Raw genomic sequence first — 26104 nt, forward strand, 5'->3', positions numbered from 1 at the left:
ATTTTTCTCAAATTTTTAATTAGACGTATCATTACAATTCAAAATAATTGAATAAGAAATACTATACAGACTAATAAAAATTTTAGAAAAAAGATTAAATTTTTATTTATGCAAACAGCTATATAGGTCATTCTTATTTCTTCTACCGAATAAATTCATATTATTAACCTATTTGTTTATATATATGTCTTAATAATAAAAACATATAATCATTATAATTTAGATGTAAAATTAGCAATATAATTTTTAAAAAACAAAAAATAAATACCACATATTACAAAATATACACTTAAATTAATACAAATAATTAAAATATAAATAAAAATTAATTATACATATTTTCTCAACTGTCCCTACAATACCGACTGCAGGAACAGCGTTATTTAATTTTTGATTTATGGCATTCTATACGTTTGGAAAGTTCCTTTAAAAAATGCTTGATGATTTTTATTAGCTAATCCTGTAGTAGTATTTTTTGCCCAATAATGAACATTGATGGTTCTGGTTATTGGAGAACCGCTTGTATTATTGATTTCGATAACGTGGTTCAATGTAGTAGCATTACCTGTAGACTGCCAATGAGTAGGATTTAACTCGGTTATTTTCTGTGTTGAAAATCCTGTACCTACAGTTGCTACAGTAGACCCATTAACTCTAAGTTGAAATTGCCCACTTCCATAGGTAAAGTTTGGCGCTTGAGGATCATTAACCTTTACTGGGTGTTGCACTACAGCATTTCCTGAAACTACTACTTTATAAGTTGTATTTGCAGGTACTGTTACATTAATTTGTGCGCCATCAATTAGATTGGTTACCCCTTCTGCTACAACTCTTTCTCCTTCTATATTCCCTGCATTGATAAATATAGGTTCACTGTTAAGAATTTCGTTAACAGCTACGCTTTTCACGTTTCCATCGGTAGCTATTGCAAGGACTCTGTCTCCATTATTTACATCACCCTCAATCATATTTTCTATCCTTATATTACCATCAATATGTAATTTTCTAGTAGGGTTATTAGTTCCTATACCGATATTTCCGTTCTCTTGTATCGTAAATCTTTCTGTATTATTAGACGAATAAACTCGCATAATAGCTCTATCAGCATTTTGGTTCACCACCTGTAAACCACCAGAATAATTTGTTAGGTCTCCAATACTTAAAGCACCTCCTTGAATATTGAATTTAGATAATGGATTGTTAGTACCAACCCCAATTTTTCCTTGTGCACCAGTAAAATTTAAGCTCTTATCATTTAGCTCAATAGAAGTATCTTTTAGCAGATTACCACCAAGCTGCACAGTAGTACCATCTTTGCTAAGACCGTTGTTAGCCGGGTTATCTACTCCACTGCTTGCGGCAGGTAAAGTAACTGTACTAGTAACACCATTTACGGTACTGGTAAGTGTAATTCCTGCGATAGTAAGCAAATTGGTAGTAGGACCATTTACTTGCTTCCAAGTACCACCATTGGTTGTTGTAGACTTGTTTTCATAAAACCAAAAACCCGGCTTTAATTCGCCTTCAGTAGCACCTACCCCTGCTTTACCACCGTCTTTAATGTTATAGACAATCAATCCGTCATAACGAGTAGGATAAGAGTTTCCAATTCCTATAGGCGCACCCCCAAAAGAAGTAAATCTAGATAAATCTGTTCTGGGAAAAAGCATACCTTTTCCAATGTTTGGAGTTTCATTTAGAGTAAAATTGGATGAAGCATCAATAAAAGCAGAACTATTAACTGCTTCTTGAAGTGTAGTAGTATTTACAATTCTAACTTGTGCATACGACAAACTTGCTGTGGCAAGAATAAGACCTGAAACTAAAAATTTTATTTTAATATAATTATTTTTCATTTTTTTATGTTGTTAATTGAATGATTATCAATAGAATTAGTAACCTGAAGCACGAATCCAAGAGCCATCTCCCGTACCTCCTATGTAAATATAAGTACCCCCTGAACTACCATCTAAATTTGCATGACTTCCTTCTCTTACAAGCGGCTTAATAGTAACTGTCGCACTGCCTTTTTGTGATATATACACAACTTTACCAACAGCAATACCGTTAGCAGATGTTGGTAAAGTAACTGTTTGAGTTGGGACATTTATATCTAATAATAAAACATCGTAAGTTGCTGAAACAGGTGTTGCACTACCTGCTGTAATTACAGGAGATATATTTAAGCTTGTTGATGGTGATGGCAGTGATAATAACTTAGCTGTGCCGTCAGAAGCCAACACCATCATTTTGTCTCCTGCTGTTTCTGTACCAGAAGGCACTTGTCTAAAACGTACATTTCCACCCACATCTAAAGATTCTGTTGGGCGAGTTGTTCCAGAGGTCTGAATCCAACTGTTTGGCGCAGCAATCCCTACTTTACCATCATCTGTTACCTCAAATTTTCTTAAAGGGAGTCCTGTATTTATTGAAGCATTAGAATTTGTTCCTGTTAGTACCAAAATGGGCTCAGAAGATTTCTCATTTCTGATATGCGCAGCAGCAACTGTAAGAGAGGTAGAACCTCCTACAGTAAGCTTATCAGTTCTGGTCATACCATCTACATCTAATCTTAGCTTTTCGGTTGGTGCACCTACACCTCCCGTTCCTGTAGGTGCAGAAGTTCCGACAAGAATACTTCCGTTGTTTGTGGCTGTTTCAGTAAAATTAAGTTTAAAATTACCTAACGCAACATCTGTATTTTTCAATAGTGTACCTCCTAATTGCGCATTGTTCGTGGTAGACATCGTAAGACCATTATCAGCCGTTACACTAGCTGTTCCAGAACCAGAGCTTATTTTTATCCATTCTGATCCATCAAAGTAGTAATATCCTACAGAGGTTACGTTTTTTCTTGGAGAAGAAGCATCTGCGTTTCCTCCTGTAATATCTGTAATGTATATTAATGCACCTTTTTGGTCGTTACCATATATGTTTGCTTTATTGGTCAATTCTTCTCTGGTTAATCTTGGTGCTTGCAAACCCGTAAGTTCAGTTGAAGCAGATTTACCATCGGAACCCACTTTGCCTCTCACATCAAGTGTAGTTTTAGGGTCAGTGGTATTGATACCCACTCTGCCCTCTTGCGCATAAAAAAGACTTGTAGCAAGAATTGCTACTGTTAATAATTGTTTTTTCATTGTGTTAAATTTTAAAAAGATTATGTTTATTGTTTTTTTGCAATGTTTATACTGTCTTTTCTTAGTTCTAGAGCATTTCCTTTGCCTAGTAATTCGTAACCGTTACCGGTATATCTAATTCCTGAAGCTGTTTGCTGACCTTTAAGCTCAACATGAGCTCCTTCATAAAATATTGAAACCGTATTGGTAGCATTATTGAAAACTATATTCACAAGATACCCTTTGTTGGTGGTTAAAGTATCGTGTTTTAAATCATCAGGAATAATATTTCCAGATGAAATCATATTAGTATTTCTGGAAATTTCTAATGATTTTGATTGCTCGTTACGTTTGCAGGATAACAGCAAGATGCTTATTGCAATTATTGATAACTTCTTCATTTGTGTTCAGTATTTTAGCAATTCTTTAGAGTATAAATTAATAACCCATTTTTGAAATAAAAGCCAAGTCTAACTATTATTGTAGATCTATGAAAAATAATTTAACAATAGACAACAGTTGACTGTGCTTATTTTTTAATAAAAAAGCCTTGCAATGATTTACAAATATGTAAAAAGTGCATTAACTGGGAAGATATATGCACCATAAAAGAAATTATGAAAATGGCGGAGGTCTTACTGAAAAACTCGAGCGATGGTTTACTGAAGCAAAATTATTTTGATACTTCAGATAATGCAATACAGAGTAGCCGGAAAAATGAATAAAAAGCTTGCTATAATTATTTAGAGTACCTGATTGGTATCTCTTTAATTGGTCTGTTACGCATCCTTTTTCTGATAATGAAAGATATACAAACGAAAAGTCACTATTCGTTTTAGACGGTAGTATAGTATAATTGCTTGTTTGCTTTTTGATAGATTGAGAAACCTCGTTTATCTTATCCTTTTTTGTAATATTGGCTAATTTTCTTAGCAATCTTTTCTTTGGATCATTGGTTTTCCAATAAACCTTTTTTATTTGTACTTCAGCATAAGTATCAACTATTGGGCTTTGAATTGAATCAGCATTGATTATTGTGATATTGTTTTCGCCGTGCACCAAAGTATGACCTGTAACATACAAAACTTGCCCAAAAAAATTATTCCCAATTAACAATAATAAAACAGCAATAAGTATCCTATACTTACTGTTACTATTTATTCTTATAACAAAAGCTATTTTATTAATCATTGTTTTATATATCTTCTATGAAGTCTTTTTTAACTCTCTAATTGATCACGGAAATCTTTCATAAACTTTTCCCTGAGCATCAACAATTGTATTTTCGTTGATTTTTTTAAAGTAAAAAGTAAAATCTTCTTGATTCTGAAAGTTTGAGTTTGGCATATTATGAGAGCCAATTGTACCGTTTACAATGTTTCCTCTGAAAGAAAAAGCATATTCAGTATCAGATTTAGTTTTCAGAAAAAATCTACCTCTTGTAAGATAGCTGGAAAAACTATAATCTTTTCCGTTGCTATCTATCGTAATAAAATCGTTATTGGTAAAGCGGTATCTTATAAAACTCTTTTCTGCCAAGTTTCCAAGAATCCAAACAGGCGGATCTATAGTCTGCGTTTCATCTTCTGAGGCGCAAGAAAACGAAAAAATAATGATAAGAATACAAAAAAAACTTTTGATTTTTAAATTATCCATTTTAATTCTAAATATTACACAAGAAACAAATTCTCTCATTATCAAATATTGGCATTGTTTCTTTGTTTTTGTTTTGTATTTGTGAGAAACTAAATCATGCAGCTCACCTTTAAATTATATCGTATTTGGGAACATAAATATTCTGACAGCAAAGAAACAGTAATAGCTGTATAAACAAAAAAAATCAACTACTCAACGAGTACTTGATTTATTAAACAATTGATAATCAAATAATTAATCAGAATCAATATGTTTTCTGATCCATACAGTAAAATCCTCATCTTTGGAAAAGTCTAATTTTTTACGGAGATTGTAACGGTTGTTTTCTATTGTTCTTAAAGATCTGAAAGTATATTCTGCAATCTCTTTATTAGAAAACCCTAAATAGATATAAGCACACAAAACTAGCTCAGAAACTTTTAGTTTAGAATTTAAAACAAGCATTTTATTTAAAAAATTAGGATACAACTCTTGGAATCTTGCCCAAAAAAGAGGATCATTATTTTTTGCATATTCCACAACCTCAGAAAAAGATACATTTGCTTTCACCTGTAACTCTTCTACTTCATTATATTTTTCAGTAAGGTGGTTCTTCAATTTGCTTTGTTTGAGTTTCAATTTTCTAATAAAAAAAGTAACGGCAATCGTAATAATCAAAAGTAAAAATATTGCAGGCCACATGATGTTTTTAAGTAATTGAGTGTCTTTCTTTTTCTGATCATTCAATGTCATTTCTAATACCAAATCAACATTTCTATCCTTAATAGCCTTTTCTCTTTGCTGATAATAAACATATTTTTTGAGATACTGGTTTTGTTTCGCTTTATTTCCAAGTTCTTCATAAAGCTTTGAAACATCATGGTACGGTTCTGAAAAACCAGCCTGAATATTATATTTTTCCATCGCATTTATTGATTTTAAGTAGAAATTCAGGGCTTTTTCTTTATCTATTGAAGCGTAGTATTTGCCCATACCGTGGTAATAGATATATAAAGACTTATCATCATATTTCATGCATATATCATAACTGCTATTTAAGGATTGTAACGCTTCTGATCTTCTATTAAAATTCAAAGCTCTTAGAACCCTTAGATAATGAGAGTTTACATGAAGATCTGCAAACGTATTTATTGGAAGTTTATCAATAAGGCTACGTTCTTTAGAATCATATAGCTTTATAGAATCTATATTATTCATTTTTTCATGAACCACTATAAGATGTTGATAATTTCTAATCTCACTAGACGTTTTCAAATAATCATCTTTAGTATTTCTTAAAATAGCAATTGCTTTGTGTAAACTTTTTAATGATTGATTAAACATTCCTAAATCATAATATGTAGCACCTTCGATATTATATAATAAAGATTTGCGAAAATAATCTTCATCATTACAATTTAGCAATCCAATTTTCGTGTATTTTAGGGTGAGACTGTATAAATTTAAATTTACACTGCTGGAAGCCATATATATACAACTTTCTGCAGTATATTTTTTATTATTTTTCGCCAGATTATAAGCTTCATAAGCTTTAGCAAAGCATTTATAATCATCAAAATTGTCTAAATAGTATTCGGCTTCTGCAAGATTTTTCTTTATAACTGAGTCTTTCTTTGATTGTGAAAACGAAGAAAAACCAGCAAATAATAAAATAAAAAAAAGATATTTCATAATAAAGAAAAGAATTAAAGAAAAGAAAATAATTACGCAAATAAAAATATCAAATTTTAAATTTTATTCATCATAAAATTTATTCAATAAAATTATTTTTAACAAAGCGTAATATTTTATTTAAAGATAAAAAATCCTTTCAAATTACTCTGAAAGGATTCTTTATATGAAAGAGCATAAATTATCTTGCGATATTTACCGCTCTTGTTTCTCTGATAACCGTTACTTTCACCTGTCCCGGATACGTCAGTTCGTTTTGGATCTTTTCTGAAATATCGTAAGACAACTGAGAGGCAACTTCATCGTTTACTTTCCCGCTTTCAACCATTACTCTCAATTCTCTACCTGCCTGAATTGCGTATGCTGAAGAAACACCGTCAAAGCTTAATGCTGCAGATTCCAGATCTTTTAGTCTTTGAATGTAAGATTCTAAAACCTGGCGTCTTGCTCCCGGTCTCGCTCCTGAAATAGCATCAGCAACCTGAATAATTGGTGATAAAAGCGAAGTCATTTCAACCTCATCATGGTGAGCTCCGATTGCATTCACAACTTCTGCATTCTCACCAAATTTCTCAGCCCACTGCATACCCAAAAGAGCGTGAGGAAGTTCAGATTCCTGCTCCGGAACTTTTCCTATATCATGCAAAAGACCTGCTCTTTTAGCTAATTTTACGTTTAAGCCTAATTCTGCAGCCATTGTTGCCGCAATATTTGCAACCTCTCGTGAGTGCTGTAAAAGATTTTGTCCGTAAGATGAACGGTATTTCATTCTACCCACAATTTTAACTAATTCAGGATGCAAACCATGGATTCCTAAATCAATAATCGTTCTTTTACCAACCTCAATAATTTCCTCTTCAATCTGCTTTCTGGTTTTCTCTACAACTTCTTCAATTCTCGCAGGGTGAATCCTTCCGTCCGTTACCAATCTGTGAAGAGAAAGTCTCGCAATCTCCCTTCTTACAGGATCAAAGCATGATAGAAGAATGGCTTCCGGTGTATCATCAACAATTATTTCAACTCCTGTTACAGATTCCAAAGCACGGATGTTTCTACCTTCTCTACCAATGATTCGTCCTTTTACTTCATCAGATTCTATATTAAATACAGAAACCGAATTTTCAATTGCCTGTTCTGTTCCGATTCTCTGAATTGTCTGAATAACGATTTTTCTAGCCTCGCTTTTTGCGTTAAGCTGAGCTTCCTCCATAATGCTCTGAACATGCGCCTGAGCTCTTGTTTTCGCTTCAGCTCTCATTGTCTCTACCAATTCTGCTTTGGCTTCTTCTGCAGTATAGTTGGAGATTTTCTCCAGCATTTCAACCTTTTTGGCAGTTGCAGAATCCAGATCCTGCTGTTTTTTATCTAAAATCTCATTCTTCTTTGCATAATCTGCAATTTGTCTGTCAAGATCTTTTTCAAGTTTTCCGGTTTTGCTTAGCTCATCATTAAGCTTATTTTCCTTGTCTTTGATTCTCTTTTCTGCCTCCTGCATTTTCTTTTCCCTAACCTGAATATCTGCATCATGCTGAGACTTAAGCTCCAAAAACTTCTCTTTTGCCTGAAGATGCTTTTCTTTCTTTATGGATTCTGCCTGTACTGTGGCTTTTTCCAATAAGTTATCTGCATTTTTCTTTGCATCATCTATGATAAATTTTGCCTTGGTATTGAGCGAGCTTTTAGAGAAAAACATCCCTACTGCAGCTCCTATTACCAGACAAATAACGCCTATAATAATAGCGGTTGCTGTCATAATATATATTGAGTTTTAATTGTCTAACTATCTTTTCATACTATTAAAAAAATGATACTGGAAAAATATTAATCATTATAAACCTGTTAATAAATTCCGCTATTTCTTTTAACAATAATCCATAAAAAAACCTACAGCAATCCAATGATTTAGAGTAAACTCCTAATCAACACGATTTGAACTGATTTCCACTGTCTGTAATCCGGACGAACCGGCACGCCATTCAATGGACATTTGTTCGGTAATTGTTTAGCGTTGAGTTTACCTTTAATGTGTTAGAATTACTGTAGGCAGATTTTCCCGGAAATTATTTTCCGAATTCTTCCAGCGACTGATTAATCTTTATTAGCCTTTCGGTGGAAGATTTTATATTTCTTTCATGATTCAGAGCAACAACTTCAGCATTGGTTCCCAGTTTAAGGGCGCACATTGCCAGAGCATCCTGTTTATCTCTTACATCAAAATTCTGTTCAAAATCTTTAATCATATTTTCGATTTGCTTCCCCACTTTACGCAAAGTTTCTTCCTCAGCTGCGGGTACATTCAGAGGATATATTCTTCCTGCAATATTGATGGTTATTCTCCTTACCTCCATTATAATCCGCTGTTTTGAAGCTGTGCAATACAAAAGTCTACTTCTTTTACCAATCTGTTGATATGGTTTTTCATGAGTCTGTTGTGCTCAGGATTCCCTGATATTGCTGAATACAATTTTATATTTTTCTGTTCTTCTGCTAAAACCTGATTTTTCTTTCTTTCCTCTTCATATTTCTTCTTCAGCGCTTGATGCTCCGTGCTAAGATCAGAGAATTTATCAGACAGACTTTGATAACTTTTTTGAAGATTCAAAATCTTTTTTTCCAGTTCTGAAAATTGAGTTTCTAATTCTTGAAGCATTTCAGGCTTTTATTCTAACTAATAGCAAAAATAGGAAAATATTACCATCAACAAAAATAAATGTCTCTATATTTTGACAAAAACAAAAAACGGAGATGCCATGCAACCCCGTTTTATATTATTTTTCTGTTATTTTTATTCAAACTTAAGTACAAACATGATTGCTCTTGTCTGTAAAGTAGAAATTGCTGCAGACCAATAAGGAGGTGTTGTGGGATTATCTGCCACCATTTCGTTATTCATAAAAAATGTACCTCTGATTGCAGGAGTCAGCTTAAATTTATTAAAATAAAACTGAATACCCATTTCTGCAGACCAGGCAAAATTGTGAGTTGTAGACCTGAAAGTCTGCTGCAAATTATCATCCTGAGAATCTGAGTTTGACTGTAAATTCACAATATAATTTACACCCGCCGCCACGTAAGGTCTGGAATTGTACCATCTGTCACCATGAAACTCCAGAAGAACAGGAACATCTACCAATGTAGATTTTATGTCTCTTATTCTGTCTTTATCCTGAAGTGCAATAGGAATAAACGGAGCATTAGTCAAACTTCCGTCTCTATAAATATCATTGGTCTGAGTATTAAAAGTCAATTGTCTCTGAGCAAACTGCAAACCTGGCTCCAGTCTTACATCCAGATAATCGTTTAATCTGAATTTTGCAATTAAACCGGCTCCGAAACTGTAGCTTTCTGTAGATTTTACCAAATTATGATTCTCAAACATTCCGTATCTGGGATCAAGAACAATGCGGTAATCCAGCCTGTTTCCGTTCAAATAAAAACCCCAGCTGAATGTCTGCTGGTCAAAATCTTCCAGCTTATCCATCCTGTTACGGGTTCTAAATTGAGCATCTGCAAAAATTGCAATATTTACTGAGGCTAAAACCAGAGCTTTTAATAGAAATTTATTCATAGGTTATTTTGTTGCTTTATAAATTGTGGCTATACCTAAACTTAGCTTTTTATATTCTACATTTTTAAATCCTGTGTCTATAAGAATTTGTTTCATTTTTTCTCCATACGGAAAAACATTTACAGAATCAGGAAGATAAGTATACGCCCTGTTATCTTTAGAGACCAATCTGCCGATTGCCGGCAATATATTTTTAAAATAAAACATATAAAAAGGCGCTAAAAAACCTTCTACTTTAGAAAACTCAAGAATATAAACACTTTTATTTTCTTTTACCACTCTTCTTAACTCTGCCAAACCTTTGGTAAGGTTTTCAAAATTTCTTACACCGAAAGCTACGGAAACTGCATCAAATCTGTTATCTTCAAAAGGTAAATTTTCCGCATCTCCTTTTTGCATGGAAATTTTGCCGTCTAAATTAAGTTTTTTTATTTTAATAACGCCAACATTTAACATTTGTTGCGATAAATCTAATCCTACAACTTTTGCATCAGTACCTTTTTCTACGGCAATAGCTAAATCTCCGGTTCCGGTAGCCACATCCAAAACTTCTTTCGGGTTGTCTTGCTTCATCCATTTTACCAGAATATTTCTCCACAACACGTCTACTTTCATAGACAGAACGTGGTTGAGCAAATCATATTTGGGTGCAATATTGTCGAACATATCCTCTACCTGACTTTTTTTACTGGAGTCAGAATTGTAGGGCGTAACTTGTGTAGTATCTTTTGTCAAAACTTAAAACTTATAATATTCTTTGTAATAATTGAGATAATCCTGCTTACGGAAAATCTTGGATCTGGACTCTACTTTCTGAATATTTTTGATCAGCTGATCATAATCTTCATCAATATTGTAATAAAAATCTTCTGTATACAGCTTATTAAAATGCTTTGCCCCGCCAAAATAAGGTTTTCCGTCTATCATGGTTTTATCCAATGCCAAAAGTAATGAATCTTTTTTAAGATTGTAGCCATAATATTGATCATTGATGTAATAATCTTTATGAGCAATATTGATAAGCCCGCGAATCTTGTTTACATCAAAGGCAGAATCGTAAAGCATTTTTTTGTTCTGATCAAAAACTTTAATGGAGTTTTTGCCTTTCTGTAAATCTACCTGAACGTACTGACCACCTGAGATAATGTTTTCTTTCCCGTTATTTATCCTGAAATAATACGTATCAGGAGTAGGATTATCTACAAGGTAATAATTTTTTTTTGCCAAAAAGAAATAATAGATCGCAAAAGCACCTATAAATACCAGAATTGCAACAAGTAAGCCTTTTAATGAAGGGTTGTTTTTCATAGATTGTCTGAAACAATTTTTGCAAATTTAATAATATTTTTAATTCTTTCTTATTAATATTAATTATTAACTTTGCATCTTTAAAAAATTATACAAACGAATGCCGAATACAATCATTATAGGTTCCGGATCTTATCTTCCGAACAGAGTTATCGGAAGAGATTTTTTCTTAGATTCAGAGTTCTATACAGAAGATGGGCTGAAGATTGACAAGCCTGCTGAAGAAACCATTTCGAAATTTGTAGAAATTACGGAAATAGAAAACAGAAGATTTATTGAAGATGATCTTTCTAACTCAAAAATCGGATATGAAGCAGCTAAAATAGCTTTGGAAGATGCGAATATTGATGGTGAAGATTTGGATTATATCATTTATGCAAGCAACTTTGGAGAAGTAAGCATAAGCGGGGCAACTAACTTTATGCCTAATATGGCAGCAAGAGTAAAAAATCATTTAGGAATAAAAAACAGAAAATGCATCACTTATGATATGATTTTCGGTTGTCCGGGATGGGTTGAATCTATGATACTGGCTGATCAGCTAATCAAAGCAAAAGCGGCAAAAACAATTTTGGTAGTTGGCTCGGAAACATTAAGCCGTGTGACAGATCCTTACGACCGAAATAAAATGATTTTTGCAGACGGAGCAGGCGCTGTTGTTGTACAGGCTACAGAACAGGAAAATGTAGGAATCATTGCCCATAATACGATTTGCGACAATGGTCCTGAGCTTGAATATCTCAGAAACGGCTGCTCTCTGAATAAGGAGTTCAATGATGGAAGTGTATATATCAGAATGATGGGAAGAAAAATTTATGAGTACGCTCTGAAAAATGTTCCTCCTGCAATAAAGGAAACCATTGATGATGCGCAGCTTTCTATTACTGATATTGATAAAATTCTTATTCATCAGGCTAATGCAAAAATGGATTATGCGATGATCGAAAGACTTCACAAGCTTTATGATATAAAAAATTACGATCACTCTATTTCTCCAATGACGATTCAGGAGTTTGGCAATTCTTCGGTTGCGACTATTCCTACCATGTTTGATTTGATAATTAAAGGAAAAATGGATGGTCATTCGTTTAAAGATAAAGGCAACATCGTGATGGCTTCTGTTGGTGCAGGAATGAACATCAATGCGATTGTTTACAAATTTCCTTAGAATATTTATTAATTAAAGATAAAGCAGCACAAAGGAAGTTATTCTTTTGTGCTTTTTTATAGAATTTATTGTATGCAAAGAAACTTTTTGATTATTACCGGAATTTTTATTCTTCTGGAAATCTACGTTTATCAGGCAATCAGAACATTAACCGATAATTCATGGATCCGATGGAGTTATATACTCCTCTACCTTATCATTTATGGACTTTTCACTTATGAAATTCTGAATTTCCAGAGAAGCGACCGCGATGCAACGAGAGCGCACATCATCAGTATTTTGTTTCTGGTGTTTATAATTCCTAAGTTATTTGTTATTTTATTTCTTCTGGTAGATGATATTTTCAGAATCGGAAGCTATCTTGTAGGATTTACCCGTGAATCAGAAAATTTCTTCCCTGAAAGAAGAAAGTTTTTAAGTTTAATGGGACTCGGATTAGGAGGAGTGCTTTCTGCATTATTTATTGATGGAGCAGCTTTTGGTAAATACCGCCACAAAGTGCGAAAAGTAAGAGTAAAGATTGCCAATCTTCCGAAAAGCTTTAAAGGATATAAAATCATCCAGATTTCGGATATTCACAGCGGAAGTTTTAATGACCCAAATAAATTAGCTCATGCTATTGATTTAATCAACGAACAGAAACCCGATTTGGTCTTATTCACCGGAGATATGGTGAATAATGTTGCAGATGAGTTTAAACCATTTATTCAACTTTTTTCAAAAATTTCGGCAAAAGACGGTAAGTTTTCTGTTTTGGGAAATCACGATTACGGTGATTATGTTACCTGGAAATCTCTTGATGAAAAGAAAAATAATCTTCAGACACTTATTGATTACCAAAAAGAGGCAGGATTTGATATGCTTCGTAATGAGCATAGAATCATTGATAAGAACGGCGAAAAACTTTATATATTAGGAGTTGAAAATTGGGGATTAAAGCCCTTTCCGCAATTTGGCAGGCTTGATGATGCTTTGGAAAATGTTCCTGTAGAAGCTGCAAAAATATTGATGAGCCACGACCCTACCCATTTTGATTTTGTTGTGAAAAAGCATCCTTCCAATATTCACTTAACTTTATCCGGACACACACACGGAATGCAGTTTGGATTAGATTTAAAAAATATAAAATGGTCACCTGTACAGTATCGGTATCCGAAATGGGCAGATTTGTACGAAAGTGAAGGAAAATTACTGTATGTTAACAGAGGTTTCGGAGTCCTTGGCTATCCTGGACGAGTAGGTGTTCTACCAGAAATTACCCTTCTGGAACTTGCGTAATATTCAGCAAAAATCCGAATCATAAAAATTAGATTCGGATTTTTTTATTTGGAGCTAAGAAGCGTTAAAATGATTTTTAACCGTTTCTAAAACCTGCTCATCTGACATTTGCTGTGCTGTATCCAGCGTAACATTAAGGTCTTTAAATTGTGCCGTGTCATGCAGATAATGCTTAAACTCTTCCTGAATGTTTCCCGGTCCTGTAATATAAACTTCTTCGGAATTAATCAGAAGATGTTCAATTTCTTTAAAAAATTTGGCTTTATTGGTCTGTTCGGCATTATTTCCTGCGTTTTCACTCGAATTACCGTGCTGTACAACTGCTTCTACAGGACTGCACAAAAAGAACTTAAAAGCATTTTGCGCATCATGATTTTTAACAACAACAGCTTTGCGGCTATCCATCCAGATTCCTGCTAATCTTTTTTCTGACATAATATTTTGATTTTGGTTATGCCGTGATAAGACAAGAATAATGCAAAATGAATGTTAATAGTTGTTAAAATTATTTTCCCAATACAAATACAGCCGGGATTTTGTGAAGTTCAGGCCTTTGTTTCTGCCATTCCTTTATCGTTTTTGTTTTAATCATTTCCTGTTCAGGATCATTAATATTGGCTGCTATACAAAGCTTGGTATTCGGTGATAAAAATTTAACCAAATCTTCCAAAAGCTGATTATTACGATACGGGGTTTCCATGAAAATCTGTGAATATCCTGTTTTCTGAATTAAACTTTCCAATTGGAGGATCTGTTTCTTCTTTTCTGATTTATCAATAGGGAGATATCCGTTAAAAGTAAATTCCTGCCCATTAAAACCACTGGAAATTAAGGCCAAAATAATAGACGAAGGTCCTGAAATAGGAATCACCCTGATATTTTTCTCGTGACACCATTTCACCATCAAATTTCCCGGATCTGCAATACACGGAAGCCCGGCTTCTGATAGCAGCCCGAAATCCTGTCCCTGAAGCATCAGTTGCTGCGCTTCTTTTATGTCTGAATTCTCTGTGTATTTATCTAAAAGAAAAAGCTTGAGATCTGCCTGCTTTTTTTCGGGAGCAAAAAATTTAACTACTTTTCTTGCTGTTTTTTCATTTTCCACGAAAAAATAATTGGTCTGCATGATATAATCTTTGATGACCGGTGCAAAATGATTGACAGAAGTATTTTCTGAAAGATATGCGGGAATTAAAAATAACATAATTATGGCTTATAACAAGATTAAAATTAACGCTGAGATCGGATAAGTTTTTTTGAAATAATTTCACAGGCATCATTGATCTGACGAAAAACTTTCTCAAAACCTTCTGCCTCGCTCCAATAAGGATCCGGCACTTCATCAGGATATTGTTCAAGATTTAAGCCATGCATTAATAAACTTATCTTGTTTCTTTGCTGTTCATTTTTAGCCAGAGAAAGTACGTCCTGCAGATTTTTTTTATCCATGCAGTAAATTTTATCATAATAATCCAAATCTTCCGGATTAATAGGTCTTGAGCATTGGTCTGAAATATTAATTCCGTTTTTAGACGCAATTTCAACAGATCTTTTATCTGGATTGCTTCCTTCATGCATATTGATTGTTCCTGCGGAGTGTACTTCAAAATTATCAGGAAGTTTAGACTTTAAAATTCCTTCGGCAAGCGGACTTCTGCATATATTCCCAAGGCAGACCATTAAAATTTTCATTGAAAAAAATTTATTAAAACTAATTGAACACAAAACTAAATAAAAAATGGAGAATAATCTTATCCTCCATTTTTATATATCTGCAAAAAAGCAATCAGCTTTTTATCTTTTCAGTAAGTTCTTTCACATACTTCTTTACTTCCTTATCAATTTTAGAAACATCTTTAATAGTTTCACAGGCATACATCACAGTAGAATGGTCTTTACCGCCCATTTCTTCACCAATCTTGGTGAATGTTGCATTGGTAAACTCTTTTGCAAAATACATTGCCAATTGTCTTGGAAGAGCGATTTCTCTTTTTCTGGTTTTAGATAAAAGCTGTTCTCTTTTAATTCCGAAATAATCACAAACCACTTCCTGAATGTAAGGAATATTGATAATTTTCTTCTGATTGGCTGCAATTTTATTGATTGTTTCTTTCAACAACTCCAAGCTTAGATCAGATTTGTAAATCGTAGAATACGCAATTACAGAATTAATGACCCCAATAAGCTCTCTTACATTGGTTTTGGCTTCCGAAGCAAGAAAATCCAGCATATCTTCTGTGAGTACAATTCCGTCACGGCTCAGTTTATCTTCAATAATTTTCTTTCTTGTTTCAAGATCCGGAGATTTAATTTCCGCAGAAAGTCCCCATTTGAATCGAGAAACAATTCTGTCCTGAATATCCATAATGTCAACAGGAGCCTTATCTGATGTAAGAATTATCTGTTTTCCGTTTTGGTGCAGATAATCAAAAATGTGGAAGAAGCTGTCCTGTGTTGCAGATTTCCCCGAAAGGAACTGAATATCATCAATAATCAGAACATCCACCATTTGGTAAAAATTAGCAAACTCTGTCTGTTTATGGGCTTTTGCTGCTGAAATAAACTGCTGTATAAATTTTTCTGAAGAAAGATAAAGCACCACCTTATCCGGAAACTGACTTTTTACTTCCAATCCTACAGCCTGACCCAAGTGCGTCTTCCCTACTCCATAACCTCCGTATAAAAATAATGGATTGAAAGCTGTTGCTCCGGGTCTTTTAGCAATAGATTTTGCTACAGTTGCCGCAAATTTATTACTTTCACCTTCTACATAGTTGTCAAACGAAAAATCAGCCTTAAGATTAGAATCAATATTTACTTTTTTAATTCCAGGCACAACAAAAGGATTGACAATATTGGATGAAAAACCCTGTGGCATAGTTTCCTGAACCTTTGGCGTAGGAACAGATTTCCCCTTCATATTCATCGTAACAGGTTTTTCAAGACCTGCCGGTTTGTTTTCCATCACAGAATACCAAAGTTTCACTCCTTTGCCAATGTTTTTCTTCAGGGCAGCAGAAAGCAATGACAGATAATTATCTTCAATATATTCTTTATAGAAATCGCTCGGAACCATCAACGTAAGATTATTCTCAACCAATGAAATCGGCTGAACTTTATCAAACAGTAAATCAAACGATTTTTCAAGCTTTTTAAGATCAGAATTGTCTTCGGCTGCGTTAAGATTATCCCGCATAAACTGAAGGCATTTCTGCCAAACCATCATTAAATTTTCATCCATATTTTATGCCCTGATTTATACTATGATTATTCGTTTTTAGAAGGAAGACAAAGGTCTAATTTTTTATTTTCAAAAAAAAATATTTCTCATATTGATTATTTAAAAATATATTTGTATGAATAATTTACCACTTCGAATGATACACTCAACACACTCATTAAGAGTACGTTACGCAGAAACAGACCCCATGAAATATGTATATTACGGAAATTACGCAACCTACTTCGAACTCGGGAGGGTAGAGCTTTTCCGGAGCATAGGAATCTCGTATGATGAAATTGAAAAACAGGGAATCTGGCTTCCTGTTTCAGATTATAAAATTAAGTATTTAAAACCAGCATTATACGATCAGAAATTGGAAATCCATACTTACCTTAAAAAAATTCCTGGAGTGAGAATTGAGTTTGAATATGAAATCTACAATGAGGAAAAAATAAAAATTACAGAGGCTTCTACTACTCTTTTTTTTCTGAATGCAGAAAACAGCAAAATCATCAAATGTCCCGACTTTCTTATGAAATTGATTGAAAAGAACTGGAAAGAGTGATTAAAAAATACAATGCCGGAATTGTATAACTTCAAAGAACAAATTTGCCTATATTTGGTTTTAAATCCAGTTCATGAATAATCTTTGGTTCATCATTTTAGTCATTCTAATGATCGTCTTTTATCTGAATCTCTACAGAAAAATCGGGATTCTGGAAAAGAAGGTATCTGAACTGAATGATGAATTACATGAAAAGAAAAAACGCATAACACCAGATAAAGATGATGTTCCGGAAGAAATTTCTCTTTCAGACCAAGCTGCACAAGATCATTTATACCAAAATACTGCACATAAGGAAACCGATATACCTGTTACTGAAAAAGACTGGATAAATCCTGTTTTTGATTTTATAAAACAGAATATCCTCACCATAATCGGAATTTTCACATTGGTTTTAGGTATAGGATATTTCGTAAAATATGCCATTGATAAAAACTGGGTTGGCGAAAACAGCAGAACGGCAATAGGTTTTGTTTCCGGAGTGGTTTTGATGATTGCCGCGCATTTTATCAGAAAGAAATACACAATTTTTGCTTCAATCATAACCGGAGGAGGCATTGCTGTTCTTTATTTTACAACTACCATTGCATTCAGAGAGTACCATCTGTTTTTACAGAATACAGCATTTATTATTACCTGCTTTATTACTATACTTTCCATAGTTCTGTCCTACCGTTATCACAGTGAAACTTTAATTATATTTTCATTATTTGGCGGCTTTTTAGCTCCACTGATGATCAGTACCGGACAAAGCAATTATATTTTTCTGTTTACCTATCTTACACTTCTGAATGCAGGAATGCTGATAATGGTTTATTTGAAAAACTGGAAAAGCGTCGGCTGGATAGCTTTTTTCTTTACTGCAGTTTATCTATATTTCTGGACGGCAAATCAACCTGATATTAAAAGTATTATCTTCTACATCATAACCTACATTATTTTTTATGCGTTTGCTTTACAGAATTACTTCAAGTCTAAAAAACTTACCGTGTCTGATATTGCTATGCTTATTTTCATCAATTTTTCGAGTATTATCGGACTCGTTTATTTATTTAATACTTTAAATTACAGCCCTTTAAGCATATTTCCTTTCAGCTTTGCAGTAATAAACTTTTATTTTGTCTTTAAAGAATTTAAAAATAACAAACCCGACCGAAACTATTCCATATTTTCAGGTATTGCGATAAGTCTTTTTACCATTGCCATTGCTTTAGAATTTAAAACCCACATTATTACCAGCGTTTGGGCTGTAGAAGCCTCTCTTCTGCTATTCATCTGGAGAAAAACTGATCACCGCATTTTTAAGCTGTTTTTTTACGTGCTATTTCCAATGGTCATTATTTCACAAATGATTACGTGGACAAAATATTTAGATCATAAAACCTTTATAGTTGTTTTTAACTCTGTATTTCTGACCAGTTTTGTAGTTATTGCAAGCTGTTTTTTTAATCTGATAATGTTTAAAAACAATTCACCAAAAAAACATCCTGTTTCTTTGTTTGAAAGGTTTTTTAAAATTCTGTTTTTTGCAGTAATTTATTTTGCCATTCTCTTTGAAATCATTTTCCAGATCTCTGCTCAGCCTTTAACAGCAGTTTACACTTATAGTTTTTTGTACAGTTTTGTCTTTTTTACCTTGCTGTTAATATTTAGAAAAAAACTTGATACAGATAAAAATATTGAGAGAATTTTGATTTATCTTCTTTTGTTTCTCTATATTATTTTTGCGGTCACATCACAACTCTTGAATTCAGTCTACAGAAAGGAAATAGATTCAGATTTTTATTTCATACATTTACTATACATCATACCTTTTGTTGTTTTATTAAGAAGCATTATTCCAAAATCATCTTTCCTTAGAGAGGAATTTTCATCCTGGATTGTATTTTTAACCATCGTTACAACGATAAGCTTTGAGTTATACAGATCTTACATTCTTCTGAATGCGGTAAATTTTGCGGAAATATCTCCTCTTGAAAAGCATTTTGGAATACTTTACCTGACCATTATCTGGGGAATAATTTCCTGTATTGCTATTTATGTAAGCTTAAAAAAGGACCAAAAAGAATGGCTTAAAATAGGTTTTGTATTGCTTGGAATTACCATTATAAAACTTTACATTTATGATGTATGGCAAATGGATCACCTGTCAAGAATTATTGCTTTTACAATATTAGGAATCATTTTACTGATAAGTTCATTTCTATTTCAGTATTTTAAAAACCTGGTAAAGACGTTCATAGAGAAAGACAAAAGAGAACAAATATAAATATGATTAAATATCAATAAAACCAACTATTTGTTTATTATTTTTAAATTATTCATTTTTTTAAATGAAATTTTATAAAAAATAAGTATATTTATCAAGTTTTTAACAGTTATTTTATTTACTATGAAAAAAATTCTATATTCTATCCTTATTTGTGCATCTGCAACAGTTTTTGCACAAAAAAATTCTAATGTAAAATTTGCCATTTCCAATAATGCTGTAGGTACGGTTGCCATGTTTGACGCTCACAAGGAATTTGTGCAAAGTGTAAATGTTTTCAAAACAAAGGCAAACATCCCTCAAAACCTTAAAAAATTTGATTATCTGGCAGACAATGGTTTGGCTGAAGTAAAATTTAAAAAAGATGTAGGAACTCTGGATATCATGTCTCTTGCTATGTATAATTCTCAGCACGGTCTTCCGAAAGAAACTCCGGTAATAATTGAAGGTTACGAATTTAAAGATACCGAAACCATGATTTATGCCGATATGATTGCTTCTACGAAAGTAGATGTAGTAAACGGGACAAAAACTCTAGTAATTACTACTGTTAGAAAATAATCCAAAAAAAGTTACAATAAAAAAGAATCGGTTAGAAAACTAACCGATTCTTTTCTTTATAAATATTTCGTAAGCCAAATAGATCAGCGGAAGAGACATGATACCTGTAAATAAGGAATTCTGAATTGCGCTTTCTGGCTGAATAATAATCGCATACACCAATCCGAAAAATGCTCCGCCCAAATGGGCTGCATGACCTATATTATCATTCATTCGAGGATTGAGCATCATATAAACAGAATAACTGAAATATAATAATCCAAAGATAAAACCGGGAATAGGAATTGGTATAAAAAAGAAATAAATTCCAATTTGAGGAGCTAATGCAATTGCTGCAAACAAGATCCCTGAAACACCGCCGCTCGCTCCGATTGCAGAATACCAGGATTGCTTCTGATAAATAAATAAAGAGAAAATATTACCCAGAAGTATCGCCCCAAAATAGATTAAAAGAAATCCTAAATTTCCAAACCCCTGCAGGATGACAGGTCCGAAAAAATACAACGTCATCATATTAAACAGAAGATGCATAAAATCTGCATGCAAAAAGCCCGATGAAAGCAATCTTACATACTCTTTTCTATACATAATCGCCCCTACATTAAACTTGTATTTCTCAAAATTACTGCTCCCATTAGGAACCATGAATGTTACAATAGCTGTAATTGCAATAATTAATATAATAATATTCATTTCTTAATTTTCTTGATTAGCTCCACTCTCAAACAAGTCTCCGATTGTTCCTCCTTCATCATCAGCTGAAGATCCGAAATCAGGTTCTTCATATACTTCCGGTTCCTCTTCTACAGGTTCAGGAATGGTAATATTAATATTCTTAACCTTAAATTTGGTAAACTGATTTCCAATGGCTTTTATTCCTTTTACAGAAATAAATTCGTCAATATTCACCGTTTCCGGCTCACGCTCTTTTCCTTTATCTTTTGCAAAAATAATTTCTGCCGTTGCATTATCAGATACAATAATACGTTCTATAAAAGATTTCGGATGTTCAGATGGCATAAAGGTCTGAATATTTGTTGTGTTTTCCAGTAAAAACCGTTTTATAAAATAAATATCTTTTTCACCATCATAATAGATACAGGTGACAGCCTGTTGCGGTTTCCATTTTTCCAGGACAATATATTCGTCATCAAAACGATTGCCAAGATCGAAACTTACCAGTTTGGCTTCTCCCTGAGAATTAATGGTCAAAATTTTATCATCACCTTTGAAGTTCCCCAGAAAACTTCCTCTTGCATCGGCATTCAGCCTTCGTACTGTGTCATCAAACCAAATCTTTCTTGGAGCCAAAGTAGAAACACCCTCTTCTTTCAGATCCACTTTTTTTATGGAATATTTGGTTACAAGATTTCCTTTAGAATCACGACCTTTAATTGCCAATTCAGAAAAATCTATTTCCATTTTATTTTTTCTGATTCTTGGATTAGGTTTCAGAAGAACAGTTACCACCTCAGCTTCACCATTCGGATTTGCCGAAAAATAAAGCATTTCAGAACCTTTTTTGTCTGATGCCAAAGGGTAATCTGTATTTCTGGTAACACCTGTTACAGAAAATCTTTTCATATAGTATGGTCCTTCTCTGCCTTCGCGATAGATCATATTATATACCGTTCTTTTATCATTTTTCTTCCAGATTGCTACATGCTGTATATCTTTTCCGATAAATGTTTTGGCTTCTACCTTTACTACTTTCATACTTCCGTCTTTTCGGAAAGTAATAATATCGTCAATATCTGAACAGTCAAAAAGATATTTGTCTTTTTTAAGTGAAGTTCCGATAAAACCTTCCTCGAAATTGGCGTAGAATTTCTCATTGGCAACCGCTACTTTTGTAGCATCAATCGTATCAAAAATCCTTAATTCGGTTTTTCTCTCTTTTCCTTTACCGTATTTTTTCTGAATATTGGTATAATAATCTATTGCATAAGCAATTAAATTTGCCAGATTAAATCTTACCTGCTCTATTTTTCCTTCTAAAGCTGCAATATTTTCTTTAAATTTATCCAGATCGAATCTGGAAATTCTTTTAATTCTGATTTCCGTCAATCGCAGAATATCTTCCTGTGTTACTTCTCTTAAAAGATGTGCAGTGTGTGGTTTCAGACCTTCTTCAATAGTTTTCAGAACCTCTTCCCAGCTTTTTACTTCTTCAATGTCATGATAAATTCTGTTTTCTATAAAGATTCTTTCCAAAGACGAAAAATGCCAGCTTTCCTGAAGCTCGTGAAGTTCTATTTCAAGCTCTTTTTTAAGTAAGGAAACAGTATGATCTGTATTCATTTTAAGAATTTCAGATACACTCATAAACATAGGTTTATCACCTACAATGACACATGCATTCGGAGAAATAGTAACCTGACAATCTGTAAATGCATACAAAGCATCAATCGTTTTGTCTGGCGAGACATCATTATGAAGATGAATGAGGATTTCTACCTTATCTGAAGTATTATCTTCAATTTTTTTGATTTTAATTTTACCTTTTTCATTGGCTTTCAGAATAGAATCTATGAGATCGCCGGTATTCTTGGAAAAAGGAAGCTCAGTGATCATCAAAGTATGCTTGTCAACCTGAGAAATTCTGGCTCTTGCTCTTACTTTACCACCTCTTGCACCGTCGTTATATTCAGAAACATCAAGATAACCCGCTGTAAGAAAATCCGGGAAAATCTCAAACCTTTTCCCTTTCAGATAAGCAACGGATGCATTGATCAGTTCGTTGAAGTTATGCGGTAAAATTTTTGTGGAAAGACCAACTCCGATTCCCTCAACACCTTGTGCCAACAGCAAAGGGAACTTTACAGGTAAATCTACGGGTTCGTTGTTTCTTCCGTCATAAGATTTAGACCAAATGGTTGTTTTAGGATTAAAAACCACTTCCAACGCAAAAGGAGTAAGCCTGGCTTCAATATATCTTGCAGCTGCGGCAGAATCTCCTGTATATATATTTCCCCAGTTTCCCTGCGTATCAATCAGAAGTTCTCTCTGTCCGATTCCTACCATTGCATCGGTAATAGAAGCATCACCGTGAGGATGATACTTCATTGTATTTCCTACAATATTGGCAACTTTGTTGTAACGTCCGTCTTCCAGTTCACGCATAGAATGCATGATTCTTCGCTGAACTGGCTTAAAACCATCATACACAGACGGAATTGCTCTGTCTAAAATTACATAAGATGCATAATCCAGAAACCAGTCTTTATACAGTCCTGAAACTTTTTTTAAGCTTTCGCCTTCGTGAGCGTTTTCTTCTATCATTGTCTATTTTTGATGTCTTTTCTCCTGATTGGCTTTCACCACTTTATTGAGAGAAACTTTTAAATCACTTATTTCTTTTCTGGTCAAATATGAAATTTCATATTTCAGAAGTGTGGCACCATTATTTTTACTTGATACCGTAATATACAGCCGTTTAATAAAAAATATAGCAACAATTTCAAATCTTATCAGTTTATATTTAGGAAACTCATCACTCAGCTCTTTATGTATAAACGGAATGATGTTTCTGTTTTTAAAGTTTAAAGCTTCACCATCACTGTCATACTCAAAAATCTGGCGTCCTACGAGGTGAAAAATAACCAGTAATAACATCGGCGCCGCAATAAGTACATAGCTTATATTTCCTAAAATATCAAATTTAAGCTCATTAAAAATAAAGCCGATAATTCCTGCCGAAAACAACATTAATAATAATGTATTGAAAAAGTTATAAACAGGAATTTTATTTTTGTTGCTAAGTCTCATTCTATTTGTGTTTTTGTTTTAAATCTTTCTAAATTTCTATTTCATCCAAAATTTCCTTCTTATCAATATCGGGATCTTCCACCACAAGGTTTTCGAGAATAAAAACCTGTCTGTCCGGAGTATTTTTACCCATATAAAATTCAAGAAGCTGCTCAATCGTCTGATCTTTCCCAATTACTACTGGCTCCAGACGAATATCTTTCCCGATAAAATGCTTAAACTCATCAGGAGAAATCTCTCCCAAACCTTTGAATCGCGTAATTTCAGGGTTTTTGCCCAATTCGTTTAAAGCTTTTATTCTTTCCTGCTCTGTATAGCAGTACCTTGTTTCCTTTTTGTTTCTTACTCTGAAAAGCGGAGTCTGAAGAATATATAAATGCCCGTTTTTGATTACATCAGGGAAAAACTGAAGGAAAAATGTAATCATCAAAAGTCTGATGTGCATTCCGTCAACATCGGCATCCGTAGCTATAATGACCTGATTGTAGCGCAGGTCTTCAAGACTTTCTTCAATATTCAAAGCTGCCTGAAGAAGGTTGAATTCTTCGTTTTCGTATACCACTTTTTTGGTTAAGCCATAACAGTTTAGCGGCTTACCCTTTAGTGAAAATACAGCCTGAGTTTCTACATCTCTGGATTTTGTAATAGATCCGGAAGCAGAATCCCCCTCAGTGATAAATATTTGTGTCTCCGCTTTTCTTTCTGCTTTCTGGTCATTGTAATGCTGTCTGCAGTCACGGAGTTTTTTATTGTGCAACGAAACCTTTTTGGCTCTTTCTCTCGCTAATTTCTGAATTCCGGAAAGCTCTTTTCTTTCTCTTTCAGAAATCAAAATTTTTCTCTGAATTGCTTCTGCAATTTCAGGATTTTTATGTAGAAAATTATCTAATTTGCTTTTAAGAAAATCAATAATGAAAGTACGCACAGTCGGACCATTCGGTCCGATATCATTTGAACCAAGTTTGGTCTTGGTCTGAGATTCAAAAACAGGCTCTTCAACATTAATAGAGACAGCAGCAACAATTGACTTCCGTACATCCGAAGCATCAAAATTTTTGTTGAAAAACTCCCGTATTGTCTTTACAAAAGCTTCACGAAATGCATTCAGGTGAGTTCCGCCCTGTGTTGTATTCTGTCCGTTTACAAAAGAAAAATAAGTTTCCGTCTGAGATTTATCGGTGTGGGTAATGGCTACCTCAATATCATTGTCTTTCAAATGAATGATCGGATAAAGCGTCTCATTTTCAAGCTCTTCATCAAGCAAATCTTTAAGACCGTTTTCCGAGAAAAAAGTTTCACCGTTAAAAATAATTTTCAATCCAGGATTCAAATATGCATAATTGCGGAGCATTCTTTCGATATACTCTTTTCTGAATTTGTAGTGAAGAAAAATTTCCGCATCCGGAGTAAAAGAGATTTCAGTTCCGTTTCTGTCTGAAGTTTCTTTTTCCGGAAATTCTTCTGTAATTAAACCTCGGGAAAATTCTGCAATTTTCATTTTTCCGTCACGGAAAGAACGTACCCGAAAATAATCTGATAAGGCATTTACAGCTTTTGTACCTACCCCATTCAGACCGACTGATTTTTTGAAAGCCTTACTGTCATATTTACCTCCGGTATTCATCTTTGAAACCGCATCTACAACTTTTCCCAACGGAATACCGCGACCGAAATCACGAATCTGGACTTTCCCTTCATCAACTTTGATCTCAATCCTTTTTCCTGCTTTCATTCTGAATTCGTCAATTGAATTATCCAGAATTTCTTTCAGCAAAATATAAATTCCATCATCGGCAGAAGAGCCGTCACCAAGCTTCCCAATATACATACCGGGACGCAGACGGATGTGTTCCTGCCAATCGAGGGTTCTGATATTTTCTTCGGAATAGTTGGGCTGTAAATCTTGTGACATATATAAATTCAGTAAACAGACAAAAATACGAATTAGAA

The 26104-nt window shown here is 33.7% G+C and carries 25 protein-coding genes; 5 read left to right on the forward strand and 20 right to left on the reverse strand.

Features of this window, described 5'->3' with window-relative positions:
* Positions 1 to 395: 395 nt before the first annotated feature.
* The 12 genes from AC0NBN_RS10385 to AC0NBN_RS10440 form a co-directional block, all read right to left on the reverse strand.
* The gene (locus AC0NBN_RS10385) at positions 396 to 1856 is read right to left on the reverse strand and encodes a hypothetical protein (protein WP_160811918.1); all 1461 of its coding nucleotides are present in this window, start codon (positions 1854 to 1856) and stop codon (positions 396 to 398) included.
* 36 nt (positions 1857 to 1892) lie between these two features.
* A complete protein-coding gene (locus tag AC0NBN_RS10390) occupies positions 1893 to 3140 on the reverse strand; it encodes a hypothetical protein (RefSeq protein WP_160811917.1) in 1248 nt (415 codons plus the stop codon).
* Between the two features lie 26 nt (positions 3141 to 3166).
* Positions 3167 to 3520, reverse strand: a complete 354-nt coding sequence (locus tag AC0NBN_RS10395) for an MliC family protein (RefSeq protein WP_160811916.1) — start codon at positions 3518 to 3520, stop codon at positions 3167 to 3169.
* Positions 3521 to 3734: 214 nt separating this feature from the next.
* Positions 3735 to 4310, reverse strand: a complete 576-nt coding sequence (locus tag AC0NBN_RS10400) for a hypothetical protein (protein WP_143883378.1) — start codon at positions 4308 to 4310, stop codon at positions 3735 to 3737.
* Between the two features lie 45 nt (positions 4311 to 4355).
* On the reverse strand, positions 4356 to 4775 hold the full coding sequence (locus AC0NBN_RS10405) for a hypothetical protein (protein WP_160811915.1): 420 nt from the start codon (positions 4773 to 4775) through the stop codon (positions 4356 to 4358).
* A 234-nt stretch (positions 4776 to 5009) separates the two neighbouring features.
* A complete protein-coding gene (locus AC0NBN_RS10410; RefSeq protein WP_160811914.1) occupies positions 5010 to 6446 on the reverse strand; it encodes a helix-turn-helix transcriptional regulator in 1437 nt (478 codons plus the stop codon).
* Positions 6447 to 6627: 181 nt separating this feature from the next.
* Positions 6628 to 8199: a ribonuclease Y gene (gene rny / locus AC0NBN_RS10415; protein ID WP_143883375.1), complete on the reverse strand. Its 1572-nt coding sequence runs from the start codon at positions 8197 to 8199 to the stop codon at positions 6628 to 6630.
* A gap of 307 nt (positions 8200 to 8506) precedes the next feature.
* Positions 8507 to 8794 carry a cell division protein ZapA gene (locus AC0NBN_RS10420; RefSeq protein WP_143883374.1) on the reverse strand — a complete coding sequence of 96 codons (288 nt, stop codon included), beginning with the start codon at positions 8792 to 8794 and terminating at the stop codon, positions 8507 to 8509.
* A complete protein-coding gene (locus AC0NBN_RS10425) occupies positions 8794 to 9096 on the reverse strand; it encodes a hypothetical protein (protein ID WP_130912961.1) in 303 nt (100 codons plus the stop codon). Before AC0NBN_RS10425 ends, AC0NBN_RS10420 begins: the two co-directional genes overlap by 1 nt.
* A gap of 135 nt (positions 9097 to 9231) precedes the next feature.
* Positions 9232 to 10014, reverse strand: a complete 783-nt coding sequence (porT, locus tag AC0NBN_RS10430) for a type IX secretion/gliding motility protein PorT/SprT (protein ID WP_143883373.1) — start codon at positions 10012 to 10014, stop codon at positions 9232 to 9234.
* A 3-nt stretch (positions 10015 to 10017) separates the two neighbouring features.
* Positions 10018 to 10749 carry a bifunctional demethylmenaquinone methyltransferase/2-methoxy-6-polyprenyl-1,4-benzoquinol methylase UbiE gene (ubiE, locus tag AC0NBN_RS10435; protein ID WP_089742038.1) on the reverse strand — a complete coding sequence of 244 codons (732 nt, stop codon included), beginning with the start codon at positions 10747 to 10749 and terminating at the stop codon, positions 10018 to 10020.
* A 3-nt stretch (positions 10750 to 10752) separates the two neighbouring features.
* On the reverse strand, positions 10753 to 11322 hold the full coding sequence (locus tag AC0NBN_RS10440; RefSeq protein ID WP_160811913.1) for a hypothetical protein: 570 nt from the start codon (positions 11320 to 11322) through the stop codon (positions 10753 to 10755).
* Between the two features lie 100 nt (positions 11323 to 11422).
* On the opposite strand from AC0NBN_RS10440, the gene AC0NBN_RS10445 reads away from it, so the two are divergent.
* Positions 11423 to 12490, forward strand: coding sequence for a 3-oxoacyl-ACP synthase III family protein (locus AC0NBN_RS10445; protein WP_143883371.1), 1068 nt, complete (start codon positions 11423 to 11425; stop codon positions 12488 to 12490).
* A gap of 72 nt (positions 12491 to 12562) precedes the next feature.
* Positions 12563 to 13768 carry a metallophosphoesterase gene (locus tag AC0NBN_RS10450; RefSeq protein ID WP_160811912.1) on the forward strand — a complete coding sequence of 402 codons (1206 nt, stop codon included), beginning with the start codon at positions 12563 to 12565 and terminating at the stop codon, positions 13766 to 13768.
* Positions 13769 to 13822: 54 nt separating this feature from the next.
* Here the strand turns inward: AC0NBN_RS10450 and AC0NBN_RS10455 are convergent, their stop codons facing one another.
* The 4 genes from AC0NBN_RS10455 to dnaA form a co-directional block, all read right to left on the reverse strand.
* Positions 13823 to 14203, reverse strand: a complete 381-nt coding sequence (locus AC0NBN_RS10455; protein WP_143883369.1) for a hypothetical protein — start codon at positions 14201 to 14203, stop codon at positions 13823 to 13825.
* Between the two features lie 70 nt (positions 14204 to 14273).
* Positions 14274 to 14972: an SAM-dependent methyltransferase gene (locus AC0NBN_RS10460; RefSeq protein ID WP_160811911.1), complete on the reverse strand. Its 699-nt coding sequence runs from the start codon at positions 14970 to 14972 to the stop codon at positions 14274 to 14276.
* Between the two features lie 26 nt (positions 14973 to 14998).
* Positions 14999 to 15460 (reverse strand): low molecular weight protein-tyrosine-phosphatase, encoded by a 462-nt coding sequence (locus AC0NBN_RS10465; protein WP_160811910.1) that lies wholly within the window; start codon positions 15458 to 15460, stop codon positions 14999 to 15001.
* 94 nt (positions 15461 to 15554) lie between these two features.
* Positions 15555 to 17009 carry a chromosomal replication initiator protein DnaA gene (gene dnaA / locus AC0NBN_RS10470; protein ID WP_143883366.1) on the reverse strand — a complete coding sequence of 485 codons (1455 nt, stop codon included), beginning with the start codon at positions 17007 to 17009 and terminating at the stop codon, positions 15555 to 15557.
* Between the two features lie 136 nt (positions 17010 to 17145).
* On the opposite strand from dnaA, the gene AC0NBN_RS10475 reads away from it, so the two are divergent.
* From AC0NBN_RS10475 to AC0NBN_RS10485, 3 genes are all read left to right on the forward strand, one after another.
* Positions 17146 to 17556, forward strand: coding sequence for an acyl-CoA thioesterase (locus AC0NBN_RS10475; protein ID WP_160811947.1), 411 nt, complete (start codon positions 17146 to 17148; stop codon positions 17554 to 17556).
* A 73-nt stretch (positions 17557 to 17629) separates the two neighbouring features.
* On the forward strand, positions 17630 to 19825 hold the full coding sequence (locus AC0NBN_RS10480) for a DUF2339 domain-containing protein (RefSeq protein WP_160811909.1): 2196 nt from the start codon (positions 17630 to 17632) through the stop codon (positions 19823 to 19825).
* Between the two features lie 123 nt (positions 19826 to 19948).
* Entirely contained in the window at positions 19949 to 20386 is a 438-nt protein-coding gene (locus AC0NBN_RS10485) for a hypothetical protein (RefSeq protein ID WP_160811908.1), read from the forward strand.
* 39 nt (positions 20387 to 20425) lie between these two features.
* Here AC0NBN_RS10485 and AC0NBN_RS10490 read toward each other — a convergent pair whose 3' ends face one another.
* The 4 genes from AC0NBN_RS10490 to AC0NBN_RS10505 are packed head-to-tail and all read right to left on the reverse strand — an operon-like array spanning position 20426 to position 26066.
* Entirely contained in the window at positions 20426 to 21079 is a 654-nt protein-coding gene (locus AC0NBN_RS10490) for a rhomboid family intramembrane serine protease (RefSeq protein WP_143883363.1), read from the reverse strand.
* Positions 21080 to 21082: 3 nt separating this feature from the next.
* Positions 21083 to 23668: a DNA gyrase/topoisomerase IV subunit A gene (locus AC0NBN_RS10495; RefSeq protein ID WP_474468345.1), complete on the reverse strand. Its 2586-nt coding sequence runs from the start codon at positions 23666 to 23668 to the stop codon at positions 21083 to 21085.
* 3 nt (positions 23669 to 23671) lie between these two features.
* Positions 23672 to 24154, reverse strand: a complete 483-nt coding sequence (locus AC0NBN_RS10500) for a hypothetical protein (RefSeq protein WP_160811907.1) — start codon at positions 24152 to 24154, stop codon at positions 23672 to 23674.
* Positions 24155 to 24182: 28 nt separating this feature from the next.
* On the reverse strand, positions 24183 to 26066 hold the full coding sequence (locus AC0NBN_RS10505; protein WP_143883361.1) for a DNA topoisomerase IV subunit B: 1884 nt from the start codon (positions 26064 to 26066) through the stop codon (positions 24183 to 24185).
* Between the last annotated feature and the right edge of the window lie 38 nt (positions 26067 to 26104).

The organism is Chryseobacterium sp. L12, from assembly GCF_056133985.1.